Annotated in this window: 36 protein-coding genes and 2 other RNA genes; 25 read left to right on the forward strand and 13 right to left on the reverse strand. The window is 39.7% G+C overall.

The annotated features are described in order from the left end of the window. The first annotated feature begins 44 nt into the window (after positions 1 to 44). Positions 45 to 629 (forward strand): P-loop NTPase family protein, encoded by a 585-nt coding sequence (locus CS931_RS09775; RefSeq protein WP_242964966.1) that lies wholly within the window; start codon positions 45 to 47, stop codon positions 627 to 629. Between the two features lie 114 nt (positions 630 to 743). Here the strand turns inward: CS931_RS09775 and CS931_RS09780 are convergent, their stop codons facing one another. Further along, on the reverse strand, positions 744 to 1,028 hold the full coding sequence (locus CS931_RS09780) for a hypothetical protein (RefSeq protein ID WP_099205599.1): 285 nt from the start codon (positions 1,026 to 1,028) through the stop codon (positions 744 to 746). A 117-nt stretch (positions 1,029 to 1,145) separates the two neighbouring features. Continuing rightward, on the reverse strand, positions 1,146 to 2,138 hold the full coding sequence (gene spoIIP, locus CS931_RS09785; RefSeq protein WP_159459800.1) for a stage II sporulation protein P: 993 nt from the start codon (positions 2,136 to 2,138) through the stop codon (positions 1,146 to 1,148). Between the two features lie 244 nt (positions 2,139 to 2,382). Between spoIIP and CS931_RS09790 the strand changes: the two genes are divergently transcribed. From CS931_RS09790 to pyrE, 4 genes are all read left to right on the forward strand, one after another. Further along, complete coding sequence (locus tag CS931_RS09790) at positions 2,383 to 3,759, forward strand: citrate/2-methylcitrate synthase (protein ID WP_099205601.1); 1,377 nt, start codon at positions 2,383 to 2,385, stop codon at positions 3,757 to 3,759. A 433-nt stretch (positions 3,760 to 4,192) separates the two neighbouring features. Beyond that, on the forward strand, positions 4,193 to 4,462 hold the full coding sequence (locus tag CS931_RS09795) for a hypothetical protein (RefSeq protein ID WP_099205602.1): 270 nt from the start codon (positions 4,193 to 4,195) through the stop codon (positions 4,460 to 4,462). Between the two features lie 11 nt (positions 4,463 to 4,473). Next, the gene (locus tag CS931_RS09800; RefSeq protein ID WP_099205603.1) at positions 4,474 to 5,547 is read left to right on the forward strand and encodes a ComEC/Rec2 family competence protein; all 1,074 of its coding nucleotides are present in this window, start codon (positions 4,474 to 4,476) and stop codon (positions 5,545 to 5,547) included. 64 nt (positions 5,548 to 5,611) lie between these two features. Beyond that, positions 5,612 to 6,271 (forward strand): orotate phosphoribosyltransferase, encoded by a 660-nt coding sequence (pyrE, locus tag CS931_RS09805; RefSeq protein WP_306341542.1) that lies wholly within the window; start codon positions 5,612 to 5,614, stop codon positions 6,269 to 6,271. A 194-nt stretch (positions 6,272 to 6,465) separates the two neighbouring features. Here pyrE and metF read toward each other — a convergent pair whose 3' ends face one another. Further along, the gene (gene metF, locus CS931_RS09810) at positions 6,466 to 7,326 is read right to left on the reverse strand and encodes a methylenetetrahydrofolate reductase [NAD(P)H] (RefSeq protein ID WP_099205605.1); all 861 of its coding nucleotides are present in this window, start codon (positions 7,324 to 7,326) and stop codon (positions 6,466 to 6,468) included. A 543-nt stretch (positions 7,327 to 7,869) separates the two neighbouring features. Between metF and CS931_RS09815 the strand changes: the two genes are divergently transcribed. From CS931_RS09815 to CS931_RS09825, 3 genes are all read left to right on the forward strand, one after another. Beyond that, positions 7,870 to 9,264 carry a resuscitation-promoting factor gene (locus CS931_RS09815; RefSeq protein ID WP_099205606.1) on the forward strand — a complete coding sequence of 465 codons (1,395 nt, stop codon included), beginning with the start codon at positions 7,870 to 7,872 and terminating at the stop codon, positions 9,262 to 9,264. 261 nt (positions 9,265 to 9,525) lie between these two features. Then, on the forward strand, positions 9,526 to 10,728 hold the full coding sequence (gene alr / locus CS931_RS09820; RefSeq protein WP_099205607.1) for an alanine racemase: 1,203 nt from the start codon (positions 9,526 to 9,528) through the stop codon (positions 10,726 to 10,728). A gap of 110 nt (positions 10,729 to 10,838) precedes the next feature. Continuing rightward, positions 10,839 to 11,597 (forward strand): SDR family NAD(P)-dependent oxidoreductase, encoded by a 759-nt coding sequence (locus CS931_RS09825; protein ID WP_099205608.1) that lies wholly within the window; start codon positions 10,839 to 10,841, stop codon positions 11,595 to 11,597. A 213-nt stretch (positions 11,598 to 11,810) separates the two neighbouring features. Here CS931_RS09825 and CS931_RS09830 read toward each other — a convergent pair whose 3' ends face one another. Then, positions 11,811 to 13,187, reverse strand: a complete 1,377-nt coding sequence (locus tag CS931_RS09830) for a glycine--tRNA ligase (RefSeq protein ID WP_099205609.1) — start codon at positions 13,185 to 13,187, stop codon at positions 11,811 to 11,813. Positions 13,188 to 13,447: 260 nt separating this feature from the next. On the opposite strand from CS931_RS09830, the gene CS931_RS09835 reads away from it, so the two are divergent. Continuing rightward, positions 13,448 to 14,824 (forward strand): urease accessory protein UreH domain-containing protein, encoded by a 1,377-nt coding sequence (locus CS931_RS09835; protein WP_099205610.1) that lies wholly within the window; start codon positions 13,448 to 13,450, stop codon positions 14,822 to 14,824. 449 nt (positions 14,825 to 15,273) lie between these two features. Here CS931_RS09835 and CS931_RS09845 read toward each other — a convergent pair whose 3' ends face one another. From CS931_RS09845 to CS931_RS09855, 3 genes are read right to left on the reverse strand one after another with little or no spacing between them, the layout of a single operon-like run. After that, on the reverse strand, positions 15,274 to 15,513 hold the full coding sequence (locus tag CS931_RS09845; RefSeq protein ID WP_099205612.1) for a helix-turn-helix domain-containing protein: 240 nt from the start codon (positions 15,511 to 15,513) through the stop codon (positions 15,274 to 15,276). 11 nt (positions 15,514 to 15,524) lie between these two features. Beyond that, complete coding sequence (locus tag CS931_RS09850; protein ID WP_099205613.1) at positions 15,525 to 15,758, reverse strand: helix-turn-helix domain-containing protein; 234 nt, start codon at positions 15,756 to 15,758, stop codon at positions 15,525 to 15,527. 19 nt (positions 15,759 to 15,777) lie between these two features. Continuing rightward, positions 15,778 to 16,005 (reverse strand): helix-turn-helix domain-containing protein, encoded by a 228-nt coding sequence (locus tag CS931_RS09855; protein ID WP_099205614.1) that lies wholly within the window; start codon positions 16,003 to 16,005, stop codon positions 15,778 to 15,780. Positions 16,006 to 16,103: 98 nt separating this feature from the next. On the opposite strand from CS931_RS09855, the gene CS931_RS12700 reads away from it, so the two are divergent. The 8 genes from CS931_RS12700 to ssrA all read left to right on the forward strand — a co-directional run bounded on the left by CS931_RS12700 (position 16,104) and on the right by ssrA (position 20,768). After that, positions 16,104 to 16,256 carry a hypothetical protein gene (locus CS931_RS12700; protein ID WP_159459801.1) on the forward strand — a complete coding sequence of 51 codons (153 nt, stop codon included), beginning with the start codon at positions 16,104 to 16,106 and terminating at the stop codon, positions 16,254 to 16,256. A gap of 115 nt (positions 16,257 to 16,371) precedes the next feature. Continuing rightward, positions 16,372 to 16,469, forward strand: an RNA gene (gene ffs / locus CS931_RS09860) — signal recognition particle sRNA small type. A gap of 77 nt (positions 16,470 to 16,546) precedes the next feature. Further along, entirely contained in the window at positions 16,547 to 18,172 is a 1,626-nt protein-coding gene (gene dnaX, locus CS931_RS09865; protein ID WP_242964969.1) for a DNA polymerase III subunit gamma/tau, read from the forward strand. 53 nt (positions 18,173 to 18,225) lie between these two features. Beyond that, complete coding sequence (locus tag CS931_RS09870) at positions 18,226 to 18,579, forward strand: YbaB/EbfC family nucleoid-associated protein (protein WP_370738190.1); 354 nt, start codon at positions 18,226 to 18,228, stop codon at positions 18,577 to 18,579. Further along, the gene (gene recR, locus CS931_RS09875) at positions 18,579 to 19,178 is read left to right on the forward strand and encodes a recombination mediator RecR (protein WP_099205617.1); all 600 of its coding nucleotides are present in this window, start codon (positions 18,579 to 18,581) and stop codon (positions 19,176 to 19,178) included. The genes CS931_RS09870 and recR overlap by 1 nt, the downstream gene beginning before the upstream one ends. Before the next feature lie 341 nt (positions 19,179 to 19,519). After that, positions 19,520 to 19,984 carry an SsrA-binding protein SmpB gene (gene smpB / locus CS931_RS09880; RefSeq protein WP_200814979.1) on the forward strand — a complete coding sequence of 155 codons (465 nt, stop codon included), beginning with the start codon at positions 19,520 to 19,522 and terminating at the stop codon, positions 19,982 to 19,984. 196 nt (positions 19,985 to 20,180) lie between these two features. Beyond that, on the forward strand, positions 20,181 to 20,366 hold the full coding sequence (locus tag CS931_RS09885; protein ID WP_099205639.1) for a DUF4177 domain-containing protein: 186 nt from the start codon (positions 20,181 to 20,183) through the stop codon (positions 20,364 to 20,366). A 52-nt stretch (positions 20,367 to 20,418) separates the two neighbouring features. Continuing rightward, positions 20,419 to 20,768, forward strand: a transfer-messenger RNA (tmRNA) gene (gene ssrA, locus CS931_RS09890). A gap of 63 nt (positions 20,769 to 20,831) precedes the next feature. Here ssrA and CS931_RS09895 read toward each other — a convergent pair. The 4 genes from CS931_RS09895 to CS931_RS09905 form a co-directional block, all read right to left on the reverse strand. After that, positions 20,832 to 21,908, reverse strand: a complete 1,077-nt coding sequence (locus CS931_RS09895) for a site-specific integrase (RefSeq protein WP_159459802.1) — start codon at positions 21,906 to 21,908, stop codon at positions 20,832 to 20,834. A 175-nt stretch (positions 21,909 to 22,083) separates the two neighbouring features. Then, the gene (locus CS931_RS12705) at positions 22,084 to 22,236 is read right to left on the reverse strand and encodes a hypothetical protein (protein WP_159459803.1); all 153 of its coding nucleotides are present in this window, start codon (positions 22,234 to 22,236) and stop codon (positions 22,084 to 22,086) included. 16 nt (positions 22,237 to 22,252) lie between these two features. After that, positions 22,253 to 22,675, reverse strand: coding sequence for an ImmA/IrrE family metallo-endopeptidase (locus CS931_RS09900; RefSeq protein ID WP_099205620.1), 423 nt, complete (start codon positions 22,673 to 22,675; stop codon positions 22,253 to 22,255). A 21-nt stretch (positions 22,676 to 22,696) separates the two neighbouring features. Then, a complete protein-coding gene (locus CS931_RS09905) occupies positions 22,697 to 23,062 on the reverse strand; it encodes a helix-turn-helix domain-containing protein (RefSeq protein ID WP_099205621.1) in 366 nt (121 codons plus the stop codon). 237 nt (positions 23,063 to 23,299) lie between these two features. Between CS931_RS09905 and CS931_RS13080 the strand changes: the two genes are divergently transcribed. Beyond that, positions 23,300 to 23,434 carry a hypothetical protein gene (locus CS931_RS13080; RefSeq protein WP_278277670.1) on the forward strand — a complete coding sequence of 45 codons (135 nt, stop codon included), beginning with the start codon at positions 23,300 to 23,302 and terminating at the stop codon, positions 23,432 to 23,434. Here CS931_RS13080 and CS931_RS09910 read toward each other — a convergent pair. Then, positions 23,422 to 23,643, reverse strand: a complete 222-nt coding sequence (locus tag CS931_RS09910) for a double zinc ribbon domain-containing protein (protein ID WP_099205622.1) — start codon at positions 23,641 to 23,643, stop codon at positions 23,422 to 23,424. The two genes, CS931_RS13080 and CS931_RS09910, sit on opposite strands and share 13 nt — an antisense overlap. Positions 23,644 to 23,741: 98 nt before the next feature. Here CS931_RS09910 and CS931_RS09915 point away from each other — a divergent pair, with 98 nt between their 5' ends. Then, positions 23,742 to 23,912: a helix-turn-helix domain-containing protein gene (locus CS931_RS09915; protein WP_099205623.1), complete on the forward strand. Its 171-nt coding sequence runs from the start codon at positions 23,742 to 23,744 to the stop codon at positions 23,910 to 23,912. Continuing rightward, positions 23,909 to 24,064: a hypothetical protein gene (locus CS931_RS12710; protein ID WP_159459804.1), complete on the forward strand. Its 156-nt coding sequence runs from the start codon at positions 23,909 to 23,911 to the stop codon at positions 24,062 to 24,064. The genes CS931_RS09915 and CS931_RS12710 overlap by 4 nt, the downstream gene beginning before the upstream one ends. On the opposite strand, the gene CS931_RS09920 is transcribed toward CS931_RS12710, so the two are convergent. After that, positions 24,061 to 24,267, reverse strand: a complete 207-nt coding sequence (locus CS931_RS09920) for a hypothetical protein (protein ID WP_099205624.1) — start codon at positions 24,265 to 24,267, stop codon at positions 24,061 to 24,063. The two genes, CS931_RS12710 and CS931_RS09920, sit on opposite strands and share 4 nt — an antisense overlap. A gap of 53 nt (positions 24,268 to 24,320) precedes the next feature. Between CS931_RS09920 and CS931_RS09925 the strand changes: the two genes are divergently transcribed. From CS931_RS09925 to CS931_RS12715, 5 genes are read left to right on the forward strand one after another with little or no spacing between them, the layout of a single operon-like run. Beyond that, a complete protein-coding gene (locus CS931_RS09925; protein ID WP_099205625.1) occupies positions 24,321 to 25,229 on the forward strand; it encodes a ParB/RepB/Spo0J family partition protein in 909 nt (302 codons plus the stop codon). 2 nt (positions 25,230 to 25,231) lie between these two features. After that, complete coding sequence (locus CS931_RS09930) at positions 25,232 to 26,062, forward strand: DUF6551 family protein (RefSeq protein ID WP_099205626.1); 831 nt, start codon at positions 25,232 to 25,234, stop codon at positions 26,060 to 26,062. 17 nt (positions 26,063 to 26,079) lie between these two features. Beyond that, positions 26,080 to 26,361: a hypothetical protein gene (locus CS931_RS09935; RefSeq protein ID WP_099205627.1), complete on the forward strand. Its 282-nt coding sequence runs from the start codon at positions 26,080 to 26,082 to the stop codon at positions 26,359 to 26,361. Continuing rightward, a complete protein-coding gene (locus CS931_RS09940) occupies positions 26,358 to 26,564 on the forward strand; it encodes a hypothetical protein (protein ID WP_099205628.1) in 207 nt (68 codons plus the stop codon). Before CS931_RS09935 ends, CS931_RS09940 begins: the two co-directional genes overlap by 4 nt. Before the next feature lies 1 nt (position 26,565). Then, the gene (locus CS931_RS12715) at positions 26,566 to 26,706 is read left to right on the forward strand and encodes a hypothetical protein (protein WP_159459805.1); all 141 of its coding nucleotides are present in this window, start codon (positions 26,566 to 26,568) and stop codon (positions 26,704 to 26,706) included. The last annotated feature ends 143 nt before the right edge of the window (positions 26,707 to 26,849 follow it).

Genomic DNA, 26,849 nt, shown 5'->3' on the forward strand with positions numbered 1-26,849 from the left:
TAGTTTATCGCATTCTTAATAAAAACACCTTACTAAAAAATTTGTTGTCTCATAATCGATATGCCATAATAGCTTCACACTATAGCGAATCTAAAAATTTAAAACCAAATGAAGGGGCGATTTATATCAAAAAAATTTATATTATCGGCATTGTTGCCAGCGGAAAAACTACACTTGCCAAAAAATTGTCTTCCCAACTGCATATTCCATGGCATGAGCTCGATTGCATCGTCCATAAACGTACCCCTACTGGCAGAGTTAAACAATCTCCGCAAGAACAGCAAAATCAAATTCAGCAGATTGATACCACCGGCAAATGGATTTTTGAAGGAGTTTATCGGGAATCCTATCATTGCCTTTTAGATATGGCAGATAAGATTGTTTTTTTAGATATACCTTTGCGGATAAGAAAATTTCGCATTTTCACACGTTTTTTAAAACAAAATCTCAAGCTCGAACCTTGCGAATATAAGCCTGACTTCAAAATGCTGCGCCTTATGTATAAATGGACTGACGATTTCGAAAAAGGTAAACCCGATTTCCTGACTATGCTGAACCGCTATCAAGACAAAGTCATCGTCCTCTCAACACCCAAAGAAATAGACGAATTTATCCATCTTAACCATTAGGTTCAAAGGTCTAAATTCCTCTTTAAAAAAGCTTGTCTTACGACCATTATAGCCTCGCCAAGGGACAAAAGTCAAATAGAAACAGCAGAGTGTCAACACACTTTGCTGTTTCTATTATTCAGGCAAAGAAAGAAACTTCCTAATATCTTTCCATACTACAGATACGGTGCTTACATCAATTTTTTTATCAATTCCTAAGCTATAAATATGCAGATATTTTGTTTCCTCTGATTCTTCTACGATTGAAATAGGAGGAGTTTTGTCTCCCGTACTCATTTTTCGTCCTTGGAAATCGACTAGAATCAGCCCGCTGATTAAAATTAAGAAAGAAATCGTTATAGTAAAACTAAAAACAAAAATTCTCTTTTTTTTTCTATCCGTCCTTCTCTTTATTTTCATAAAAGTACCCTTTGCTCTAAAAGATATTTATATCCTTTCCACAAAGAGAGGTTTTCATACACGGTAACAAGTGATGAAGCAACCTTAACATCAAAATTGAATGAACACCGTTTTAATTTAAACTTTACTATCCAATAATAGCTCTGCTAATACTTCTCCAATCAGTGAACCTGAATATTCTGCTTCTACCATGGTGTTCACTTCGGTTCCCACTTCGATTAGCATTGAACCTTTAGTTGCATTCATGTTGTATTTGCTGTTAGAAAACAACAATGGACGCATGAGATCAGGATATTTTTGCATGGCTTTTTGCTGAAAACGAAGAGCCAAATGTAAATTATCCAGCCAATCCGGAAAATCTCCCCAATCTCCATTGGCATCACAGCCGGCTAAAATCATAACCTGCGCCGCTTTACGACCACCAATTTCAGCGGTTGGTTTATATTTGACACCCGCTTCTGTTGTCATCGAATCTCTATGTATGTCAATAGTTACCTGAATACCTGAATTTGCTGCCAAATTATTCTGCAAAACCTCCCATGAGCGGGCATAAGAACCATTAAAACTTAAATCGTTTACGCTGGTATCATGGATAACACCAATTCCGGCTTTTTCTAGCTCAGCCTTGATACTCTCTCCTACTGACACCACGTTCATATCTTGGTTTTGTGTACGCGTGGAAAAATCAGTGTAGTAAAATCCGGTAAATTGATCCATATAAGCTTCTGAAGTGTGCGTGTGATACAGTAAAACTTCGGGGCTGCCGTCTGCTTTAATCTGAATAGCAGGGTTATTCAGCAATTCTTCTGCCAAATTTGTGCCTGATTCTGTAGAATCTTTCACATAGAAATTGTCAATCAAGGTGCCACCCTGTGCCTTAATTTCTTCTACCGGAAGCGATTCTTTGGCCGGATCAGGTTCGGCAGCATTTTGAGGAAGTTCTATTTGATGATAGGGTACAATATCTCCGTCTTCAATCATATTAAACTCATGCGTTTGATTCGTTGATTCCTCTGTTTGTGTCTGCTTAATCTCCGGTTGTGCTGACTCTTTTTGAGCAACAATTCCCGCTGTATATAGAAGAAATTCTGCCCCTTCATCTAAAGTCATATCCTTGATCTTCAGAACAATACAGATGATACAAATAAAAACTGAACTGAATACAGCAAAATTTTTAAGGACAGACGATTTGCTCTTTCTCATAGACAACTTCCTTTCAAAATTCATTCCCTTCCAATAACCCCACGAAAGTGCACTTTGATGACAAATAAAATTTTTTCTTTATTTTTATAACCATTTTTGCTATAATAATATTATTTAATTAAAAGAGAATCTATAACTACGGGAGGAAATTATGTCAATTTATTCGGAAATCAAACCAGAAGTCAGACGTTTAGCCGACATGTGTTTGACTCACAACAGTATTAATCCCGAGCTGTATTCGCAGTATGATGTCAAACGCGGTTTGCGCGATATGAACGGAAAAGGTGTCTTAACCGGTCTCACTAATATCTCTGAAATTATCTCCAGCAAACAAGTGAATGGAGAAAGTGTTCCATGCGAAGGCGAACTTTATTATCGCGGTTATAACGTAGAAAAAATCATTGAAAATCTGCCCGATGATAACTTTGGATATGAACGTGTATCTTACTTACTTTTATTTGGTGAATTGCCAAACAAAGAAGAACTAAAGAACTTTTGCGAGCTTCTTTCTTTTTACCGCACCTTGCCAACCAGCTTTGTGCGTGACATTATCATGAAAGCACCCAGCAGCGACATGATGAACACATTGGCTCGCAGTGTGCTCACCTTATATTCATATGACGAATCTGCCGAAGATATTTCTATTCCCAACGTTTTACGTCAATCCATTCAATTAATTGCTCTTTTTCCGTTACTATCCGTCTATGGCTATCAGGCCTATCGCCATTATCACGACGGCCAAAGCTTGTTTATTCACCAACCTGACCCCAAACTGTCAACAGCAGAAAATATTTTGCGCATTTTGCGCCCAGACTGCCAATATTCTCATTTAGAGGCAAAAGTGTTGGATATTGCCCTTATTCTGCATGCTGATCATGGCGGCGGCAATAACTCTACTTTCACTACACACGTCGTTTCATCTTCAGGTACAGACACCTACTCCACAATTGCAGCGGCATTGGGTTCTCTTAAAGGCCCCAAACATGGCGGTGCTAATATTAAAGTAACCAAAATGTTTGAATCCATCAAAGAAACCATTTCAGATTGGAATGACGAAGACGCTATTTCTGCTTATTTATCTAAAATTCTAAACAAAGAAGCTTTTGACAAAAGCGGCTTAATTTATGGTATGGGCCATGCCGTTTATTCCATTTCTGATCCCAGAGCACAGGTCATGTCACGCTTTGTGGAAGGTCTTTGCCAAGAAAAAGGCTATATGGATGAATACCGCCTTTACAAGAATGTAGAAAAAACAGCGACAAAATTGATTACTGAAAAAAGAAAGATTTATAAAGGCGTCAGTGCCAACGTTGATTTTTACAGCGGTTTAATTTATCGTATGCTAGATTTGCCCATGGAGCTTTATACGCCTATTTTTGCTATTTCGCGTATTTCAGGTTGGAGTGCACACCGTATTGAAGAGCTTATCGGCAGCGGCAAAATCATTCGTCCAGCTTATAAAGCAATTTGTCCTCACAAAGATATTCCGACCATTGATTCTATTCGCATGGATGACTTAACTTTTTAAACTTTATTTACTAGGCATTCTTAAGTGAGGAGATTCTTTACGAATCCTCACTTTTTCTTTTTGGATTTTTTTGTTTGCAGACACCTATCTCTATATTTAGAGACAAAGAATGTTTAAGTATGGAATTTTTTGCAAACATATGATACAATAGTCGCAAAGGGCAGCGACATTTGAAAAATGGATTCTCGGCACTACGTGCCTCCCGCCGCAAGCGGCAACACCCATTTTTATCACGGCTTTTTGATACAATAGTCGCAAAGACAGGAACTTTGCTTTTTTATGTTCTGCGTGCATTTTGTTTTGTTACAAGGGAAAAATAAGTTTGATACACTAACAAATTTTGCCTATCACAAGACTTGCACTTTGTTTACCAAGTGTGTAAAATAAGTTTGGTCTTTGCCAAATTTAAATGATATTTTGAGGAGGATTTTTTATGTCACCAAGAATGGTTGAACTGCATGATATTGATGTACCCGAATTTTTGAAAGTATTGGACAGCTGCGAAGGTCAGGTATACCTGATGACGAGAGACGGAGATCGTCTTAACTTAAATAGTAAGTTAAGCCAATTGGTAGGTCTGACAACCTTAATTGAAGGCGGAAAAATAGCAGAAGCCTTCATCATGTGTGAAAAAGAAGAGGATGAATCTAAATTATTTCGATTCAACCTTTATAAAGATGGTTCATTTTTAGATGCAGAATAAAAGAAAGGAATATGACCTATAAGATTCGGGTAGAAATTCTGCCCGAATTTTTCAAATCTGGTGATAACATGGCAAAAAAAACAACTCGTAGAATAAAAAGGAATCTGCGACCGGGCTCCATTATTATTTTTTTGATTCTTATGGTTATGGCAGTAGCCGCCGGCGGAAAATTAGACTTTTTAGAAGATCTATTCTTGGCAGATTCTTCGGAATATTCGCAAACTGGTAAAGAAAAGGATTCTGTTGTGCAAAACGAGGCCGCTGCGGTAGAAATGCCAGAGGTAGGTTCTCCCCTTCAGGTTCACTTCTTGGATGTAGGGCAAGGTGACAGTGAGCTTATTCGCATTCCGACCGCTACTGGGTATTTTAATATTTTGATTGATACGGGAGAATATAAACACGCTGACGGTCTCCTGCAATATCTGCAAAATCAAGGCATTGAAAAGTTGGATATTGTTGTGGCAACACACCCTCACGCCGACCATATTGGCTCAATGGCTAAGGTCATCAACAACTTTGCTATCGGTGAATTTTATATGCCCGTGCTAGACGAAAGCCAAACCCCGACCACAAAATCTTATGAAACTATGTTAGATGCACTGCTTGATAAAAACGTTTCTGTAAACGAAATATCAGCTGGCATTTATATGGATGCACCCGTCGGGACTGTTCTTGAGGTTTTAGCCCCTCAAAAAGACTTTCAATATGATGATATCAACAATTATTCTGCCGTTATCCGAATGGCCTACGGCGAAACGTCTTTTCTGTTTACCGGAGACGCTGAAAAAGAATCAGAGCAACAAATACTGTCTGCAGAACAGACTGTCAATGCACAAGTATTAAAAGTGGGACATCATGGTTCAAGTTCATCAACTACCCATGATTTTTTGCAAGCAGTCGGCCCTCAATATGCTGTTATCAGCTGCGAAGAAGGGAACTCTTACGGTCATCCTCACAAAGAAACCGTCAAATCCCTCCAAGATTTTGGCACTGAAATTCTAAGAACCGATACTATGCAAACCATTGTATTTGAAAGTGACGGTAAAAACCTAACTTTTCGCACGGGAGAACCCTCTGCACAATAAGATGTAAATTATATTTCAAATGATAATTGTTATTGTCTCTATAAATAGAAAGGATGTATTGATATTGAATCAAAACAAAAAAGAATTTATTGAATTTATGATGTCTGCCGGCGTTCTAACTTTTGGAGATTTTGTTACCAAAAGCGGCCGCAAAACCCCTTATTTCGTCAACACGGGAAACTATAAAACAGGTTCTCAGATTTCTAAACTAGGCAGTTTTTATGCTACCTTAATGCAAGAAGTAACCAAGGGCGACTTTGATGCCATGTTTGGTCCGGCTTATAAAGGCATTCCGATTGCTGCCTCAGCTGCCGGTGCACTTTATCGAGACTATGGCATAGATAAACCTTATTTTTTCAATCGCAAAGAGGAAAAAGACCATGGTGAAGGCGGCAGCGTTGTTGGCTATAAACCACAAGATGGCGACCGCATTATCATTGCCGAAGATGTCATCACTGCCGGCACAGCTATTCGTGAAACCATGCCTGTATTAAAAGCATGCGGTAATGTCACCGTACCCCACATGTTTATCAGTGTAGATCGCTGTGAAATTGGCAACGAACCAGGCAAAACTGCTATTATGCAAGTGCAAGAAGAATTTGGCATACAAGTACACGCCATCATTCGAGTGACTGACATTCTAGAATATCTTGAACAAAATGGTACTTATGATGAAATCGTTGTTCGCATGAAACAATATATGCAAGATTATTGTGTTCTGTAAGCTGTCAAAACTATCCGTTCTATCTATACTTTTTAAGGTGCAAGCTTTTCTTCATAATAACTTATAATAAAAAGATTTGCCATGACTGCCCTTGTCTGATTAAACTCTAAAATTTAAAAGCGGCAAGGAATTTTCCCTGCCGCTTTTATTCTTTTTCTTTTGTATGCTGCTATACTATATATAGTATAGCAACTTTATTTTCTTAAACTGGCTGTAGCTTCATGAATTCTTCTAGCCACATAACTATTATTCATGGTATAGATATGAACACCGTCGATATCATGAGCAAAAAGATCTACGATTTGGTCTATGGCATAGGCAATACCGGCATCGCGCATGGCTTCAGGGTTATCTTCATATTTAGCCATCATCGTCTTAAATTTTTCAGGTACTGTTGCTCCACACAAAGAAGTCATTCGCTCAATCTGTCTTTTATTGGTAACAGGCATAATGCCTGCTTCAATCGGAACATCTATACCGGCACGAGCAGTTTTTTCCCTAAACCGATAGAAGGAGTCATTGTCAAAAAACAGCTGAGAGATTAAATGGTTGACACCGCTGTCCACTTTCTTTTTTAAATGTAGGACATCTTCCTCTATATTGGCAGAGCTCGGATGTCCCTCAGGATAACAAGCACCAATAATATCGAAATCTCCATTTTCCTTTATAAAGGAAACTAAATCACTGGCATATCGAAAATCATGTTTGGGAGGAATATCGGGATTTATGTCACCGCGAAGTGCTAGAATATTTTCTATTCCGTTTTCTTTTAGCTGTTTTAAAATAGACAGAATCTCAGACTTGCTAAAATTAATACAAGGTAAATGAGCTACACTGGGAATTCCATATTCTTTCTCAATCGTTTTGGATAAATCAATGGTAATGGTGTCCTGTTGATTGCCCCCTGCGCCATAAGTAACACTGATAAAATCAGGACGTAGGCGACCAAGTTCTTCCAATGTAGGCTGAATCGAAATAAGCGGAGCCGTTTTCTTTGGAGGAAACACCTCAAAAGAAACTATCGGTTTGTTGTCAAATAAGTCCGTGATTTTCATAGTTGCTTTCTTCCTTTATCGAAGTCTAGTATATCTTTTTAATCATACCATATTTCTAAACAGAAGAAAACATTTTTCATTTTTTCTTCTGTTTTGTCCCTGTTTCTTCTCGAAAAAGGGCAAAATTCACATTGAAATCAGCCCTAAATGTTAGAAATAAAGAAGTCGAATATGCATATAAATATTAATTTTATTCATTCTTAGACTGCCAAAAATGGGTGTATTTCTCACATGAGTCAATCTGTTTCTAATTTTTATTCATTTTATAACAAGAATTTATCATTTCACAACCAGCTAAAAACCTCATTTTGATACAAAATGCACATAGAGTAGTTTCCATAACTCGGTAAAGTAGGGCTTTATCTTCTTTTTAAAAGTTTATATGAGGGCATTTCTATATGCGTAACAATTCAAAATTGTGTAAATTGCACAATTTTATTGAGAATTTTTTTTTGACACATAGCAATTTTTTTACTATACTAGGGGACACAATCGTCTAAATGCAGACACCGTCTGTATACAGGCGACGAAAGGAGCGTTGGTATGCGAAAAGAACGCAAACTAGGATTTTCCCGGCGCATGATTGCCAAGGTCACAGTGACCCTTGTCATGAGTGTGATTGTGTGTGCGGCATCCTTTGCAACGGCGCTGGCTAACACTGTTTCCACCATTGTTACCGATGGAGATCAGATGTACACCTTCTCCATGGAAAGCACAGATTTAGATGAAATTATTAAAAAAGCAGAAGAAATGGGTTTGGCTCCGTTAGGTGTCAACGATATCTGTGAACGTGTTGGAAATACAACTGCAGTGAATGTCAGAAGAGGTGCCAATATAACAGTCAATGAAGCTGGTTCTGTTTCTGAACTGGTCGCCTTTAAAGGGGATACCGTTGAAAAAGCTTTGGCTGACAACAGCATTATTTTGAAAAACAATGATAAAGTCACTCCTGCAAAAGAGACAATTATCCGTTCAGATATGCAAATTGCCATTGAGCGATATTGTTCTGTCACTATTTTTGCAGACGGCAAAGAGTACCCTGTTTCTTTGGTTGGTGCTACCGTAAAGGATGCTATTGAAAAAGCTGGTTTAAAGATTGGAACAGACGATGACGTGAACTATTCCATGGATAAACCCCTTTTCAATAATATGCGCATTCGTGTTGGTCGTATCATGACTGTGAAAATTTCCGCTGATGGTGAAACCAAAGAATATAAAGTCTTTGCTGATAATGTTGAGAACGCCATTGAAAAAGCCGGACTCAAACTTGGCAAAGATGATGTTGTCACTCCGCTGAAAAATCAGAAGCTGACTGACAACATGGAAATTGTTATTAAACGTGTCGAAATAAAAGAAGAAACTAAAACAGAAGAAATTGCTTTTCAAACCGTGGAAGAAACTGACAGCAGCATTTATGCGGAAAACGGTTTTGTGAAAACAGAAGGCGTCAATGGTAAAAAAGAGCTTACTGTTAAGCAATATTATGTGGAAGGCGAATTAGACCGCGAAGAATCTGTTTCTGAAAAAATAGTGTTAGAACCTGTTAATAAAGTGGTCGTGGTTGGCACTAAGAAATATGAGGAGAAGGCTCCTGTCCAAGAGATTCCTGATCAGTCCTCCAGTTCCTCTGGCGAATCTAGTGGTTCAACGACTTCTGGTAAAACATTCACCGGGTATGCTTCTGCTTATTCTAACACTGGCTATACGGCAGATGGCAGCTACACCAGCCGTGGTATAGTAGCCGTTGACCCAAGCATTATTCCGTATGGAACTCGCATTCGTATTGACACGGCAAATGGATATAGCGGTGAATATATCGCTGCAGACACAGGCGGTGCCTTGCAAAGCGGTCGAATTCTGGTTGATATTTGGATGCCAACATCAGAAGAATGCCTCAATTTTGGTATTCAGAATGCGACTGTAACAATTTTAGATTAAATAAACTTGTTTAGAATATGAAAAAGACAAATTCCCTTGAAAAGAGATAAGCAACTTGCTTATCTCTTTTTTTACTGGAAAGTGTTTATTGCAAAACGGTTTTGTGCTATAATAGACTACGATTTATGTTGGCTACTCATCTTTTTTAGATTATATCCATACTCCGAACCATCACAATCTTAGCTTTTAATCAATTTTTTGAGCGGCCATTATTTAAATTTAAAATATGCTTATAATTTATCCAATTGGAGAAACAATATTATGACAGAAGTATTAAAGCGGACATGGGCCGAAATTAACCTTGACGCTCTTGCCTTTAACTATAATCAGATTAGAAACACGCTAAAGCCGAATGTAAAACTTTGCTCCGTGATAAAAGCAGATGCTTATGGGCATGGTGCAGTGCAGATTGCTCAAGAACTGCAAGCGCTAGGCACCGACTATTTTGCTGTTTCTAATTTAGAAGAAGCCCTGCAAATTCGTTTAAGCGGTATTCAAACCCCTATTCTGATTTTGGGTTATACCCCTGCTTTACACGCTTCTACCTTAAGCCTTTATCACATCACACAATGTGTGTATTCTCATGACTATGCAGTGGCTCTTTCAGAAAAAGCTGCTAAAGAAGGCGTAATTGTTACTGTTCATCTAAAAATTGATACTGGCATGAATCGTATTGGATTTCATTTGACAGACTCAATTTCTGAAGAAGAAATTGAAGCACTATCTGCCATTTGCCGTTTACCAAGTTTAAATTGGGAGGGTATCTTTACCCATTTTGCTGTATCAGATGAAGGTAAGAATGGTGAAGAATTTACCCGAAAGCAGGCACTGCGTTTTCAGGCAACTGTTCAAGCGCTTGATACCCATGGCCATCACTTTACCATTCGTCATTGCGCTAACAGTGCTGCCATTCTCGATTATCCTGAAATGCATTTTGACATGGTTAGGGCAGGTATCATTCACTATGGTCTTTACCCCTCTAGTAAACTGAAAAATCATCAAGAATTCCACCCCACCCTTGCCCTGAAATCAACTGTTTCTAATGTTAAAATGATTGATTCGGGTGATACTGTCAGTTATGGCAGAGTTTTCACCGCTGAGAAAGCAATGAAAATTATTACTGTGCCGATTGGTTATGCTGACGGCTACCCGCGTATTTTATCAGCAAAAGGTGCCGAGGTATTGGTGGGCGGTAAGCGCTGCAAAATTGTCGGCAGAATTTGCATGGATCAACTTATGGCCGATGCCAGTAATTTGGATGAGGTTACGATTTGCGACGAGGTTACTTTAATTGGCTGCGATGGCAATGAGAAAATTTCAGCTGATGAACTCGCAAACTACCAAGAAAGTATTAACTATGAAGTCATTTGCGATATTGGCAAACGCGTGCCTAGAGTTTATTATAAAGATGGAAAAATAGTGAGTGTAATAAATCAAGTTTTGCCGCAAACCTTCAATCTTTAATTCATAAAACTAAAATGAATATAATTATCAAATTGACAATTATTCTTGCTCATGATAGACTATATCAGTAAATAAATATCTATAAAACCAAGATAAGGGGAGTTATTACTATGTTTAATTTAAAAGGACGTGTATGCGTTATCTCCGGTGCTTCATCCGGTTTAGGTGCTCAAATGGCAAAAGGCTTTGCTGAGCAAGGTGCTGATCTTGTCATCACCGCCAGAAGACTTGAAAGATTAGAAACTCTTGCTGCAGATCTCAGAAATTTGGGTGTTAAAGTTTTACCGCTTCGCTGTGATGTTACTGACACCGAGTCTGTTAATGCCGCTGCTGATGCTGCTATAAAAGAATTTGGTAAAATTGATATTCTCGTGAACTGCGCCGGTTCTGCTGCTAACGCAGGCGTATTGGCTATGACAGATGACGAATGGGATTTCACCATTGACACTGATTTAACTAGCGTTTTTAAAGTCACTCGTGCTTTTGCTAAAAACATGAAAGAGAACGGCTACGGAAGAATCATCAACATCGCTTCTATGTATGGTATGGTTGGCAACACCGCAATTGACACCGTTGCCTATCACGCTTCAAAAGGTGGCGTTATCAACTTTACAAGAGCAGTTGCTGCTGAATTGGCAAAATATAATATTACTTGCAACTCTATTTGCCCCGGCTATTTTGCAACCGAGCTTACACAATCTACTCTAGATACAGAACAGTTCACAACCTATATGAAAGCTACTGTACCGCTCGGACGTTACGGCCATGAAGGCGAGCTTAATGCTTCTGCTATCTTCCTTGCCAGTGATGAAGCTTCTTATGTCACCGGTGTTATTCTGCCTGTTGACGGCGGCTACACTGCGGTTTAATCTTTGTCCTAGATTTTTTCTTCTTGAAAGATAGCCATGAAACTTTAAAACTGTTCTATGAAGCTTGTTCCTCCTCCATAGCGAGGGGTGAACAAAGGGACTATACTCTTTTGAATTTAATTGACTATACTAAGAAAATAATAAAATCCGGTTTGATTCTTTCGTTAAGAATCAAACCGGATTTTCGTCTTATAAAAAGCTCTTTAGAGCCTCTTAAAATTCAATTTTATTATTGATGAATTCAACCAAAGAATCAATTGAAACTCTTTCTTGCTCCATGGTGTCACGGTCACGAATGGTGACACAGCCGTCCTCTACGCTGTCAAAATCATAGGTAATACAGAATGGTGTGCCGATTTCATCTTGGCGGCGATAACGTTTACCAATGGAGCCGGCATCGTCATAATCCACCATAAAGTGTTTGGAAAGTGTGGCATAAACCTCTTGTGCCTTTTCACCAAGCTTTTTGGAAAGTGGCAAAATGGCGGCTTTAAACGGAGCCAGGTACGGGTGCAAACGCATGACCACTCGTGTGTCTTTATCATCAATTTTTTCTTCATCATAGGCGTTACATAAGAAAGCAAGTGCCATTCTGTCTGCGCCAAGTGAAGGTTCAACCACATAAGGGATATAGTGTTTGTTTTCTTCTTGGTCAAAATATTCGCAGCTTTTGCCAGAATGCTCTTGGTGCTGCTTTAAGTCATAATCGGTTCTATCAGCAATACCCCATAGTTCACCCCAGCCAAACGGGAAACGGAACTCTACATCGGTAGTTGCTTTGGAATAGAATGAAAGCTCCTCAGCTTCATGATCACGGAAACGCAGCGCTTCTTCTTGCATGCCCAAATCGAATAACCACTTTTTGCAGTAGTCTTTCCAGTAATGGAACCATTCAAGGTCTGTGTCCGGCTTACAGAAAAATTCGAGTTCCATTTGCTCAAACTCACGAATGCGGAAAATAAAGTTTCCGGGTGTGATTTCGTTACGGAAGGATTTACCTACCTGCGCAATACCAAAAGGCAATTTTTTGCGGGCACTTCTCTGCACATTGTTAAAGTTTACAAAAATACCTTGAGCCGTTTCAGGACGCAGATAAATCTCGCTCTTAGAATCTTCTGTTACACCCTGAAAGGTTTTATACATCAGGTTGAACTGGCGAATATCTGTGAAATTCTTGCTGCCGCAATCAGGACAGCAAATATCATTTTCTTTGATATACTCCATCATGGCTTCATTGGTCCAGCCATCAGCCGACTCACCCAACTTATCTTCAATCAGCTTATCTGCACGGTGACGGGTTTTGCAGTCTTTACAGTCCATTAGCGGGTCTGAAAATCCTCCCACGTGTCCAGAAGCCACCCAAACCTCAGGGTTCATGAGAATGGCCGCATCAAGCCCAACATTATAAGGATTTTCCTGTACAAATTTTTTCCACCAAGCTCTTTTCACGTTGTTCTTAAACTCTACACCTAAAGGGCCGTAGTCCCAAGAGTTTGAAAGACCGCCGTAAATCTCACTGCCCGGGAAAACAAATCCCCTATTTTTGCAAAGGGCTACAATGGTTTCCATGGATTTTTCAGTCGCTTTCATAAAGTTCCCTCCGTATACTATTCTATCCGTCTATTTTAGCACCTTATCCCCTTTTTGGCAAGCCATTTCAAGGCTTGCCCTTGCTTTTAGAAAACAATGACCTCTCTCTCTTTTTTTGTAAATTTTAAAGGTAATGATAGAAAATTAATAAAATGTACACACAAAATTCACAGTAACATGATAGGAATAGTAGTAGCAAAACAAGTGAGTTTTGAATCTTGTTTAAATAAAGAAATACTTGCTTAAAAGGAGGCATCACTTTGGCATCTGAAATTCAGACTAAAAACCTAAAAATTGAGGGTATGACCTGCACAAACTGCGAGAACATTATTGAGCAGGCTCTCAAAAAAACAGACGGTATTCAAAAGGCAAAGGCGAACTACGCAAAAGGCTCTGTGTTTGTGTCTTTTGATTCCACCGAGATTACAGTCAAAGGCATTGCTCGTGTTCTCAAAAAAGCAGGCTATGCTGTAGTTTTAAAAGATTCACCCCCTGCTATTGAAAAACCCAGTTTCTTCAAAGTCAGCGGTGTTGCCGTCATTTTGTTGGCACTCTATCTCATTTTAAGAGAGTTTGGCTTTTTGGATATCCTAAATAATTTTCCGCAAGCAGAAGAAGGCATGGGGTATGGCATGCTATTTATCATTGGTCTGCTAACCTCTGTTCACTGTGTTGCCATGTGTGGTGGTATCAATCTTTCTCAATGTTTGCCCCAAACTCAAATTCAGGAAACCAGCCATAAATCAGCTGCTTTAAAACCTAGCCTTTTATATAACACCGGACGTGTTGTTTCTTATACCGCTGTTGGTGCACTCGTAGGTGCATTGGGTTCTGTCGTCAGCTTTTCAGGTACGCTCAAAGGAATTATTCAAATTCTTGCAGGCGTCTTTATGGTCATTATGGGTTTGAATATGCTGAACATTTTCCCGTCTTTGCGCAAGTTGATGCCAAGGATGCCGAAAGCACTGGCTGGAAAAATTTATCAAGAAAAACAAAGTGGAGGGCATACTCCCTTTTTTGTCGGTCTGCTAAACGGACTTATGCCTTGCGGCCCTTTGCAGGCCATGCAGATTTATGCACTTTCTACAGGCAGTCCAGTAAAAGGGGCCTTGTCTATGCTGGTGTTCAGTTTAGGCACAGTTCCTCTCATGTTTGGTCTGGGCGCACTCAGCAGTGTTCTCAGCAAGCGTTTCACCGCTAAAGTCATGAGTATCGGTGCTGCTCTAGTTGTCATTTTAGGGATATCCATGTTGGGTAACGGTTTTAGTCTTTCAGGCGTTTCTTTTATTCCCCAAGCTAAATCAGACAACCAGACAGGAATTCTCATTGAAAACGGTGTTCAGATTGTCAACACTACGGTTTCTCCCCGAGGTTATGAAGATATCACTGTGCAAGCCGGCACACCTGTCAAATGGACAATTTCTGCCCCTGAAGGCAGCTTAAATGGCTGCAACTATGCTATGTTTATTCCGGAATATGAAATTCAGGCACCATTAGATTTTGGGGACAACGTTATTGAATTCACACCCACAGAAACAGGCACTTTTCCCTATAGCTGTTGGATGGGTATGATTCGCAGCAGTATTACTGTCATTGACCCTCCTACCTCTGATTCTGCTCTTTCTCAAGTTGCATAAACCAAAAATGACACTGGCTGATGAAGCCGGTGTCATTTTAATTCTGTTGAGTGATATTATCTTTGAGATTGCATATATTGCTCTGAAATAAGTCTCACTATCAGTTGATTTCGACATTAGAATTATGTTATTCTAAACTTAAATCTTTGCTTATACCAAGCGTTTTTTATCGTATCAAACACATGAAAAAGGGAGGAACTACTACCAATGTTATTTTGGAAAGAGATATTTTTAACCACTGACCAAAAAAAGTTGCAGGAAAAAGAAGAAATCCTATTGCAAAACCATATTTTATATAGAACCAAAAAACAGAGTAGAGAGAAAAGGCAAAGCATCAATCTCACTGGCAGAGAGGCTTTTTTGTACCGTGTAGGCTCTATTCCTCTCACTACCTATTATCTTTATGTCCAAAAAAAGATGTGGAGTGGGCAACAAAACTGATACGATAATCAACTATTTTTTTGTTTTGACGGATACGGCTTTAATTCATCTGTTCTCTCTACTAGATAATCAATACTTGTCTGGAATAAGTCAGCTATTTGATTCAAAATCGGTATGGGGATGTTCAAATTTCCTCTTTCATAGTCCGAATAAGTAGTCTGGTGAATATTTAATAAATTTGCCATTTGTGCTTGGGTCAAATCTTTATCTTCTCGCATATTGCGAATTCTTTTATACCTATTATACATCGATTGTTTCCTTACTCATTATTTGCTTTTCTCGGATAGGGTTGCCGTTCATCTGTCAGATTCAGCAAATAGTCTACACTGACGTTGTGAACGACTGCTAACGCCGCCAATACCTCTGGCGGAATCATGCGCTGACCGCTTTCATAATAAGCATAGGTTCTCTGCGGAACACCAATCCTATCACCAACCTGCTGTTGGGTTAGATCTTTATCTTCCCGTAACGCTCGGATTCTTTTATATTCCATGTTTACACCTTAAATTTATTCACCTTTTTTGCCTTGGAGGATAAGGCTTTAATTCGTCTGTCCTCTCTACTAAATAATCAATGCTTGTCTGAAACAAGTCGGCTATTTGATGCAGGATAGGTATCGGGATGTTCAAATTTCCTCTTTCATAGTCCGAATAAGTGGTTTGGTGAATATTCAATAAATTTGCCATTTCCGCCTGTGTTAAATCTTTATCTTCTCGCATGTTACGAATTCTCTTGTACAAATTTTATCACCTCATCCCCATTTTAAGGGAATATACCTTAAAAGTCAATAAGGCATATTCCCTTATGCATAATAAAATTATAAAGGTGAGGTGATAAAATGCTTGACTATAAAAAAATGAATAGTGACTTGGTGATTGCTTTAAGTACGATAATCGACATTGCAGAAGCTGCTATTGCAAAAACAGAGGAAACTATTTTATCTGATGAGGATAACTCTCCTCCCTTATATTATCTCAACCCAAAAGACTGATGGCAGCTATCTTTGACTTGATTTTTCAGACCTTTTCGTATATAATAGTAAAGCTATCTTGAAATAGCATAGTCTTTTGACAAGCAAGGCGGCGCAGGCCGTGAAATATGCGAGCGGGCAGGTCTGTACGGCAAAACGCCGTGAACCATGTCAGGCGGGGAACCGAGCAGCATTAAGCGGTAGCTTTTGGGCGATACAGGGTGCTTGCCCGCTCACATATTTTACGAAGGCGAAGTCTTGCTTTTGCTATCTTTATTTTTGCTTTATCTCTGTTTAATTTCTCACAGGAGGTGACCGAATTGTATCAGGTTTTATACCGTAAATACCGACCACGCACGTTTGCTGATGTCATCGGTCAACCACAGGTGACAACTACGCTCAAAAATGAGCTGACAAGCGGGCGCATTGCTCATGCTTATCTTTTCACCGGCACAAGAGGAACAGGAAAAACAACCTGCGCAAAAATTCTTGCCAAAGCAGTTAACTGCCTTGATTTGCAGAACGGCGACCCTTGCGGTGATTGCGAAATCTGCCGTGGGCTTGATGACGGTTCTATTATGGATGTCGTCGAAATTGATGCTGCCAGTAACAACGGAGTGGACAGCATTCGTTCTTTGATTGAAGAAGCCGCTTTTACACCGGCCAGCACAAAATATCGCGTCTATATTATTGACGAAGTGCACATGCTTTCGACAGCAGCTTTTAACGCGCTACTCAAGACATTAGAAGAACCCCCTGAACACGTTTTGTTTATTTTAGCAACGACTGAAGTTCACAAGCTTTTGCCCACAATTTTATCCCGTTGTCAGCGTTTTGATTTTCGCAGAATTTCTCCTGAAGATATCGCTGAAAGATTGATTCATATTGCTGCCTTAGAGCAAGCAGAGCTTGACCATGAAGCTGCCTTGCAAATTGCTCGTATCGCTGACGGCGGTATGCGTGATGCGCTTTCTATTTTTGATCAGTGTTTGGGCAGAAGTAATCATGTTACCATGGATGTTGTACAGCAAACTACCGGCATTGCCGATCAGTCTTATTTATCTTCTTTGGCAAATGCCATTGTGCAGAAAGAAAGTGCTGCCGCATTAGAAACCATTGCCGAACTTTATCAGGGTTCAAAAGACATGAACCGCCTTTGTGAAGAAATGGCAGAATATTTTCGGAATCTCATGATTATTAAAACGACTCGAAATCCTTCGCAAATTTTACTATTACCAGAATCTCAATTGCAAGATATGACGGCACAAGCCATTGGCATAAAGCTTTCTTTGATTCTGCACGCTTTAGATACCTTTGAAGATTGTATGGGACGTATGCGTTTTGGCCACGCCCGCACAGAAATGGAAATGGCCTTTGTGCGTCTGTGTTCTCCCGAACTTGACACGACACCAGAAGCTTTATTGCGCCGATTAGAAGCACTTGAAACTCGAGCGCCAACACAAGCTCCTGTTTCAGTCAACCGCCCGGCTGTTTCAACAGAAACTCCTAGCTCTATTGAAACACAGCAAGAAGAGCCAGCAATCCCCATACAGGCAAGCGAACCGACAGTCAAGCCCAAGTCTGCTTCAAAAAATCTTTCGATTGAAGAGCTTTCGGCGAGTGCTGAACCTTTTGACCAATGGCAAGATATTCTGCGTGCCATTAAGTCTTATTCCTCCAGTGTGGCTGCTGCCTTTGACGGTTCCTCTGCTTTTGTGAGCAGCGATTACCTACTTATTGAAGCCCCGCAGTTTGCTTTTGACTTACTAAAACGCCCCTCACAGCGAGAGCGTATTCGAGATTCTGTGAAGCAAGTGACCGGGCAAACTTACAAACTAGGTCCATATAAAAAACCGAAAAAAGATGATTCAGGCTCTGCCGACCCTCTTGATGAACTGGAACAACGTGCACAAGAAGCTGGATTTTTAGCAGAGTGAGATTCTTAAACTTATATTTAAATAGAAATGATGAGAAATGAAAGGAAGTATAGATTATGAAAGCAAGATTACCAAAAGGCATGGGCGGCGGTGGCAGCCAAAATTTACAGCAGCTCGCCAAACAAGCACAAAAAATGCAAGAACAAATGGAAGCTGTTACCAATGAATTAGAAGCAAAAGAATATACCGCTACTTCTGGCGGCGATGCTGTGAAAGCCATTGTCACCGGAAAAATGGAAGTTAAAGAAATTGTGATCAAACCTGAAGTGGTTGATCCTGATGATGTTGAAATGCTGGGCGATTTAATTACCGCTGCCGTCAACGAGGCTTTGCGCTCTGCTGCAGCTGAAAAAGAAGATAGAATGGAAGCCCTATCTGGCGGCATTAACATTCCGGGGATGTTTTAATGGCAAGCTACTATATCCCTTCTTTGGATTCTCTCGTTGAAAAATTTGAGAGTCTTCCCGGAATTGGACATAAATCGGCACAGCGTTTGGCTTATCATATTCTTGATTTGTCTAAAGAGGATGCGGAAAGCTTTGCTGATGCTATTGTTACGGCTCACGAGAAAATTCGCTACTGCAAGGTTTGCTGTAACCTAACTGACCAAGACCTCTGCCCCATTTGCCGCAACTCAGCAAGAGAAACTTCGACCATCTGCGTGGTAGAAGATAGCCGTGACGTGTTTGCTTTGGAACGCTCTAACGGTTATAACGGGCAATATCATGTGTTGCATGGTGCGATTTCCCCTTTAAGTGGAATTGGACCTGATCAGCTGAAGATTCCCGAATTACTGAATAGAATTAACGAAAATTTAGAAGAAATTATTATGGCGACCAATCCTACTGTGGAAGGTGAGGCAACTGCACTTTATCTTGCCAAACTTTTAAAGCCACTTGGAATTAAAATTACCAGACTGGCTTATGGCATTCCTGTCGGCGGGGATTTGGAATACGCCGATGACGTTACCCTTTCCAGGGCAATGGAAGGGCGGCAAGTTTTATAAGTCTACATCTAACTCTGCATGAGGATATAAACTATAGATTTACATCGCATGAAGAGTGCTTTAGCACGAATTACGCGACGTGCCAACGGTGGCTCACAGGTTTTATTCATTCAGATTTTACTCACATCTCAACGTGAGATATAACCTATAGATTTACAGCGCATGAAAAATGCTTTAGCACGAGTTACACGACGTGCCAGCGGTGGCTCACAGGTTTTATTCATTCAGATTTTTCCTCACATCTCAACGTGAGGATATAACCTATAGATTTACAGCGCATGTAGAGTGCGTTAGCACGGGTTACACGACGTGCCAGCGGTGGCTCACCGCAGGAGGTGAAAATAGTGAAAGAAAGTACAAAAACAATTGCAAGCAATAAAAAAGCATATCACGATTATTTTGTAGAAGAAACATTAGAGGCAGGCATTGAACTTAAAGGAACAGAGGTCAAATCGCTGCGCGCCGGCCGAGTGAACCTGAAAGATTCTTGGTGTTCTGTCGTAAATGGAGAAATGTTCTTAAACGGCTGTCATATCAGTGCTTATGAGCAAGGTAATATTTTCAACCACGATACAACAAGAGTAAGAAAATTGCTTCTGCACAAAAGAGAAACATTAAGATTGTTTGGCCTGACAAAACAGCAGGGCTATTCACTCATTCCGCTTTCACTGTATTTCAAAGGTTCTCGTGTTAAAGTCAATGTTGGTTTGTGCAAGGGTAAAAAACTTTATGATAAGCGTGCTGATTTAGCAGAGAAAGCAGCGAAGAGAGATATTGAAAGAGCTGTGAAAGAGCGTAATCGATAGAAAATTTTGCAACTCTTTTTATAATTGCATTTCTCACCTTTATCAAAAATTTACATTGTGACTTTTTGTCAATCATGCTATAATAGTTACAGAACTTCTTACACGGGGAATAATAAACATTTGCTCCTAGAATTTTTTCTGCGCTTAACAATAAAATTAACTTCTATTTATAAAATAGGGATATATGGTGAGCTTTATGAAAGAATATAAAAAAGTAAGAATTCATTTATCTTTTTGGCACAAAGAACCTGATCAAGATTATATCGAAATCGCCAATAGAGAGGCCAAAGATGGTTGGAAGCTTCTCCAGATTTTTGCTCCCAATGTGGGTGGATATGGTTTGGCTAATTATTTTGAGTTGGTCTTTGAAAAAGATAGATAACCTGATTGATTTATTGGCTTATTTCTTCGTTTAGTTTTACAAAACTTTTTATGGGGATGTAAAGGCTTCGACGGGGGACGAAAGCCGGGGAAAAGCGAGCAGTGGGACGGGACCACTCTAAAATCCGTAAACTTTAAAATTAAACGACAACAATTCTGTTGCTGTTGCTGCTTAATTAAGCAGCCGTTCTTACTCAGAGTACCGCGGCTGGGATAAGAGCGCCGATTAGCGGTGAACGTGAACAGGGCCACGCCTTTAACTCTGTCACGGCCTAAAGGCTACTAAAATCCGGAGTCTGCTGATAGACGCCGGACAGAGGGAATGTCAAAGTATCAGCTGCGCTCGGAGAAAGCCCCGGCGATTGTCTTTCGGACGCGAGTTCAATTCTCGCCATCTCCACCAAATAACTCCACAGCCTAGCTTTTATGCGGTCTGTGGAGTTTTATTTTTCTCTGTACACGATTTTTACACGATTTTATCTAATATTGCAACTGCTCTTTCTTCTTCCCTCGGATAGAGGTGACTGTAAGTGTTCCATGTGATTTCGATTTTCGAATGTCCTAATCGTCTGGCAATTTCTTGAATATTGATTCCGGAATTAGCTAAAAGAGAAGCGTGACTATGTCTAAAATCATGGATTCTTATCTTTTTAACATCAGCTAATTTTGCGTATAGAGTATTTCTGAGTTCTATGGTGGTATCTCTTAGAGAGGTTTCACCCCCGCAAATTCGCCAGTCGTGTGTGAAACCGTCTACTTGCTTATACCGATCATAATGCTCGTTAAGCACTCCCTTAAGTGGCTCAGGGATTTGTAGACTGCGATAGGATGATTTGTTTTTAGGAGGGGTTTCTCTATCGCCACCTTTCACTTTTTGGGAGATACTGCGTCGCACATGTAAGATATTTCCGTCTATATCTGACCATTTGAGGGCGTGTATCTCGCCTTTGCGCAGTCCGGTATAAAAAGCAATATTAAAAAATACAAAATAATTTTTTTCATAAAATTCTGTGGATTGTTTTTGTGCGGCCGAAATGAATTTTAAAAATTCATCGGCGGTGTAATAATCTACTGTCTTTCGTATTTCATAGGCATCTTTGAAATTTCCTAGGCGAATAAGCGGATTGGATGATAAATACCCCATTTTTATTGCATAGTTCAGCATGGCTCGGAATTCACCATATATATTTCTTTTCATCGTAACAACAATTTCTTTTTTACTAATAAGATTTTTCCAGTTCTGTAGTTCTGGAAGAGTTAGTTTTGGCAGACTCTTATCTTTCAACAGTGGTAGCACATGATTGTTTAAAATATGGCGGGTCTTTGCTAATGTGCTTTCCCTAACCTCGTGCTTTTTAACCTCAACATATTCATCATACAGTTGCTGCACAGTCATACGCTTCTCAGGCGGTTTCTCCTTTATTTCAGCTACCAGCTTCGCCTCCAGCTCCTTAGCTTCGGCCGCTCCATAGGCCACGCGTTCCATCTGCTTATCTTCGCCTTGCAGGTTTTTGTAGTTGATTCTCACACGGTATTTTTGCAAACCGTTCTTTTTTCCTTGCATCTTATAAATTGGCACAAAAAATCACCTGTCCTTTTCGTTTTTGGGTAGACGAAACCAAAGACAAGTGATATAATAACTTCGTTGATGATTGTTATTAAGCTTGTCTTAATTTCATTCGGTAAGCCTCTGGTGTTGGTAGCACCGGGGGCTTTTTTTATTTTATAGAGGTTAGCAAAGATTTCATTGTTCTTGTCTGCAATTCGTGCAGCGATTCTAAGTTTTCTTTTGCTGTCAGCTTGTATTCGTCTAGCAGTTCTTGATATAGACTTAAAAACTTTACTTCATCTTCTGATAGTTCGTATTTCATTGTGTTCTCCTTTTATTTAAGCCAGTTTTCGCTGTTTGGTCACAAAATAATAATTTAACGCCTTTTCAATAAATGATTCTGGCATATCAAAATATTCAGCTAATTGCCATTTTTCAGCGTATCCCTCTTGTATAGCTACGCTCAATTTCTCAAATGGTATGTAACGCTCTATCGCCCACCTGTTTGCCTTGTATTCGTGTTTCTCTACTAAGTCAAGTGAACTGCTTACCTTATGCGTACAGCCTGTTGCACAGTGTCCTAGCTCATGCGCCAGTATCCATTTTGTTTCTGTAACCGTTTTGACCCGAAAAGTATCAAGAAATATAGCGTATTGATTATTCATTTCCAAAGTAACGCTTTTTTCTTCCCCTACTTCATATGGAAAAAGGCTTACCTTTTCAGCTTCCATGTCGGCAAATATAGTATTCAATTCAACCATGCGTTTTCCTCACACGATAAATCAGTTATCTTTTTCCTGTTGTTGCTTAAAGAATTTTGCCATTTCAAGGAGTTTTTGCTTGTTTTCTTCTGTCAATTCTTTTGATTCATCTAAAAAAGCATATGTGAAATCATCAAATGTTATTTCAGGCTCGTCACTTTTAGTGGCGGGCCTTTCTTTTTGTGTGGATTCTTCTCCTGTTAGTAGATAGTCTACGGAGACACCAAAACAATCTGCAACTTTTTGAAGTTTGTCAGCGGAAGGATTTTGTGACCGACCTTTCCATTGGGAAAGCAATCCAGTGGATATCCCTGTAATTTTAGATAACTTATATGCACTCATCTTATTTTCTTGCAATAATTTTTCAATTCTGTCGTAGATGTCCATTTTTATTCCACCATTCTATACATAATCAACAAACATAGAAATCTAAGCCTTTTTGTGTTGACTATCTTAGTTTACTGTGGTATATTATGGGTGTACCAAAGAAAACTAAGTCAAACAGAAAGGTTTCTTAGTGACTTAGAAAAATGATGTTTTGTGTTTTGTTTACCTTAGCAAACTAAGCATATCACAAAACCGAAGTAAACGCAAGTATTTTTTTGAGGAAGGAGGATGTGTTCTATGGAAAAGAAACAGTATGAGCGTGAATGTGGAAAGTGTGAGCATGATGTAGATGCTTTGTTCTGCACAAATTGCGGTAAAAAAACAGAAGAAACCGCTGTAACGGCTTCTTCTTCGGAAAACTATTTGGGCTGATAAGCTGTGCCACATTTTTTACAGAACTTGTCGTTCACGCTCTCTCTGGGAGCATCACAGTTGGGACAACCGTAAGACATTTTAGTTCCGCATTGAGAACAATATTCGGGCTTTTCGATTTCTTCATATCTTGCTACCGATATAGACGGTATTTCTTTCTTTCCATATTTTTCGGTGTGACCGCAAGAATCACAAAAAGCTAAGTACATTGTAAAATCCTCCTTCCCTATGTATTCCGACACTGCAATGCCGATACCACCATTATAAGGAGATTATTTCCAAAAATCAAATAGAAAGAGGTGATATTTTGCCTAAATACTACACTTGTGATGAAGTTGCCGAGATTTATAAAGTCAAGGTTCTGACTGTTTGGGATTGGATTCGCAAGAAAAAGCTTTCCGCTGTCAAGATTGGCAGGGATTACCGCATATCAACAGAAGATTTAAAAATTTTCGAAGAAGAAAGGAGAACAGTATGAAAATTATTATTGAAGCCACACCGAAAGAAATTGCCGAACTTGTAGTTGCGATGCAAGAACGGCAAGAGGGTATTGTTATTAATGGAGACGAGTTAAAAAAGGCTGTTCAGCGAGGTACAAAGGGGTATTCCGTCAGTATTTCTGATGATTAATCAATTTTGATTTCATACAAATCTACTGTTCCCAGTGCTTCATAAAGCTTTCCACAAGCTAAAAAAGTTTCTCTTGCGTATTTTGAGGCTTCTGCCGGAAGAGCTCGCCCACAACTGGGACAATGTATATCTCCGTTAGTTTTTATGCATCGTGAGGTTATATCAAACTTTGAATCACATTTGCAAGTTATATGTAATATCACTTAAATCACCTCCCCTCTACCCACATTTTATCAAATACAGAAAGGACAAGCAAATGAAAATCAAGATATCCGATATAAAGGTAGGTGATAACCGCCGAGAAATTGATGAAGCCAATGTGCTGACAATAGCCGACAGTATGAAAGAAGTCGGGCTTATCAATCCTATCACCGTCACAGCAGACCATACGCTGATTGCTGGTGCTCACCGCTTAGAAGCCTGTAAATTGCTCAACTGGTCGGAAATCGAATGCAATGTTGTTGAACTGGATGGTCTGAAAGCTGAACTGGCTGAAATTGACGAAAATTTGATTCGACATAATCTCAGCCACCTCGATGAAGGCGAACAGCTTTTAAGGAAGAAAGAGATTTATGAAATGTTATATCCGGAAACAAAAAAAGGCGTTGCACAAGCTATTGGAATGAATCGTGCAGTAGGAAATAACGTGAGCGAAGATTCTTCGGTCACGTCAAAAAAATCCTTTGTCGATGATTCAGCCGAAAAAATGAATCTAACTCCTCGCCGAGTGCAACAAAAAATTCAAATCGCCCGAGATTTAACTCCCGAAGTTAAAGAGATTGTAAAAGAAAATGGCATCGGGTTAGACCCTTCTTTAAAACTCGCTCGAATCAAAGAACCCGAAAAGCAAAAAGAAGCAGCTAAAAGAATGGTGAAAAAACCGACTGAACCGCCAAAACCGAAAAACGAGAAAGCTGTTTTGAAAGAAGTCGTTTCGCATCTCAAATCCGAAAAAACTCAAATTTCTATGTCAGGTTCTTTGTTTTTACAAGAATACAATGCTTTTGCCAAAGATACCATTCGCAGTTTTGAGTGGTACAAGCAGGAAATGTACACCAATCTATATCCATTGTTGACCAAAGCCGAACTAAAAGAAATTACAGCTCTCAACACTGCAATGCTGAAAGCTGTAGAAAAAATAATTGATATTCAGAAAGGATTTTAATCATGAAAAATCAAAGAAAACCCGCCCTTGCTGGACAAGTCCATTTTACCATGCCCTATGAAAGAAAGCAACTGCCCACTGGAATTTTATTCTCTGGACAACCTTATCAACGCAAAGTCAAAACCGCTCGTGTCAAGCAAATTATTGATGAATTCGACCCAAAACTATTAGATGAAGTTATCGTAAGTTTCCGTGATGGGCGATACAACGTGGTAGATGGTCAGCACCGTATCGCTGCCCTGAAGCTCATGAATGGCGGCACGGACATCATGGTTAACTGTAAAATTGCAAATGGGCTTACATATGAGCAGGAAGCTGATTTGTATGAGCGATTGGATGCCAGCAAAAAGAAACTTAATTTAGCTGACAAAACAAGGGCGAAGTCCGAGGCTCGAAATGATCCTGATATTTTAGAGATTCATCGAATCTTATCCTCGTACGGAATAAGATGGAGTTTCGCCGCTGCTGGCAATGGTTCAGCAAACAATAAAATTATTTCTGCCAGAGCTGTAATAAACGCTTATAAGCTGCTAGGTGGAACAGGATTCGAAAGAATGGTTAAGCTTTTAAAACAAACATGGAAAGGTGATAAAGATTCACTTAATGCCTATATTTTATCTGGCGTGGCACTGTTTGTGAAAACATATGAATCTGATTTCAAAGATTCTATCTTTGTGAAAAAACTATCTCGAGTACAACCGCAAGAAATCGTTTCTCTTGGAAGAACAGATATCAGCACTCGAGATGCGGCTTTGAAATTCGCTCGTGTAATTCGAAATAAGTACAATGGGCAATCGAAAGAAAACACATTGTCTTATAAATTTAATGGGTGAGAAAGGAAGTACATATCATGCCAAGAATAAGGACAAGGTCCGTAGAGAATGTAGCTGCTGCGCTGAAAATTTATTACAGCTGCAATTACATAGGCAATGCTGAAATCAAAGAGATTTTCGGCATAGGAGAAAACACGGCAATCAATCTGAAAAAGCTAGTACAATCTGCTGAAATCGAGCGAAATGTTGTTCAGGCTGTGCCGTATAAGGTCAATACCAAGTTAGCGTTTGAGATTTGGGGAATTGATATTAAAGCCCTAGAAAAGAACTACAACAAGCTAAAGGAGTTAGGGTTATGAAACCCATAAAAATACATACACCATACCGCCCGAGAGTTAACCCCTACCGCAAGCATATCAGCGCAGCATTGTGTGGGTTGGCAGCAGTGATACTGACCGTGTTTTTGTGGCCTGACGTGTGGACAAGAATCTGCGGATTGATGTTGGTGCCGTTGGCTGCTGGGCTTGGGTGGTGCAGGGTGTGGGAGTATAAGGAGGATTGAAATGGAAAAAGCATATGCCGAATGGATTCCAGACGAATATGGCTATGCTCACTGCTCCGAGTGCGGATATGAGCATGACAGTCCCGAATATGTGACACAGTATTGCCCCGGCTGTGGAGCTTGTATGGAACAGGAGGATTGAAATGGAAGAATTAAAACCATATCAAGCTTACTCTCACAGGATTCACGGAGCGTGTTGTGATTACCCTGAACTATATGGCGTTTGGTGTTCGATGAAATCAAGATGTGAAAATCCCAACAGGCAAAAATTTAAAGACTACGGAG

The sequence above is a fragment of the Scatolibacter rhodanostii genome (genome assembly GCF_900197595.1).
Classification (GTDB): Bacteria; Bacillota; Clostridia; order Oscillospirales; family Acutalibacteraceae; genus Scatolibacter; species Scatolibacter rhodanostii.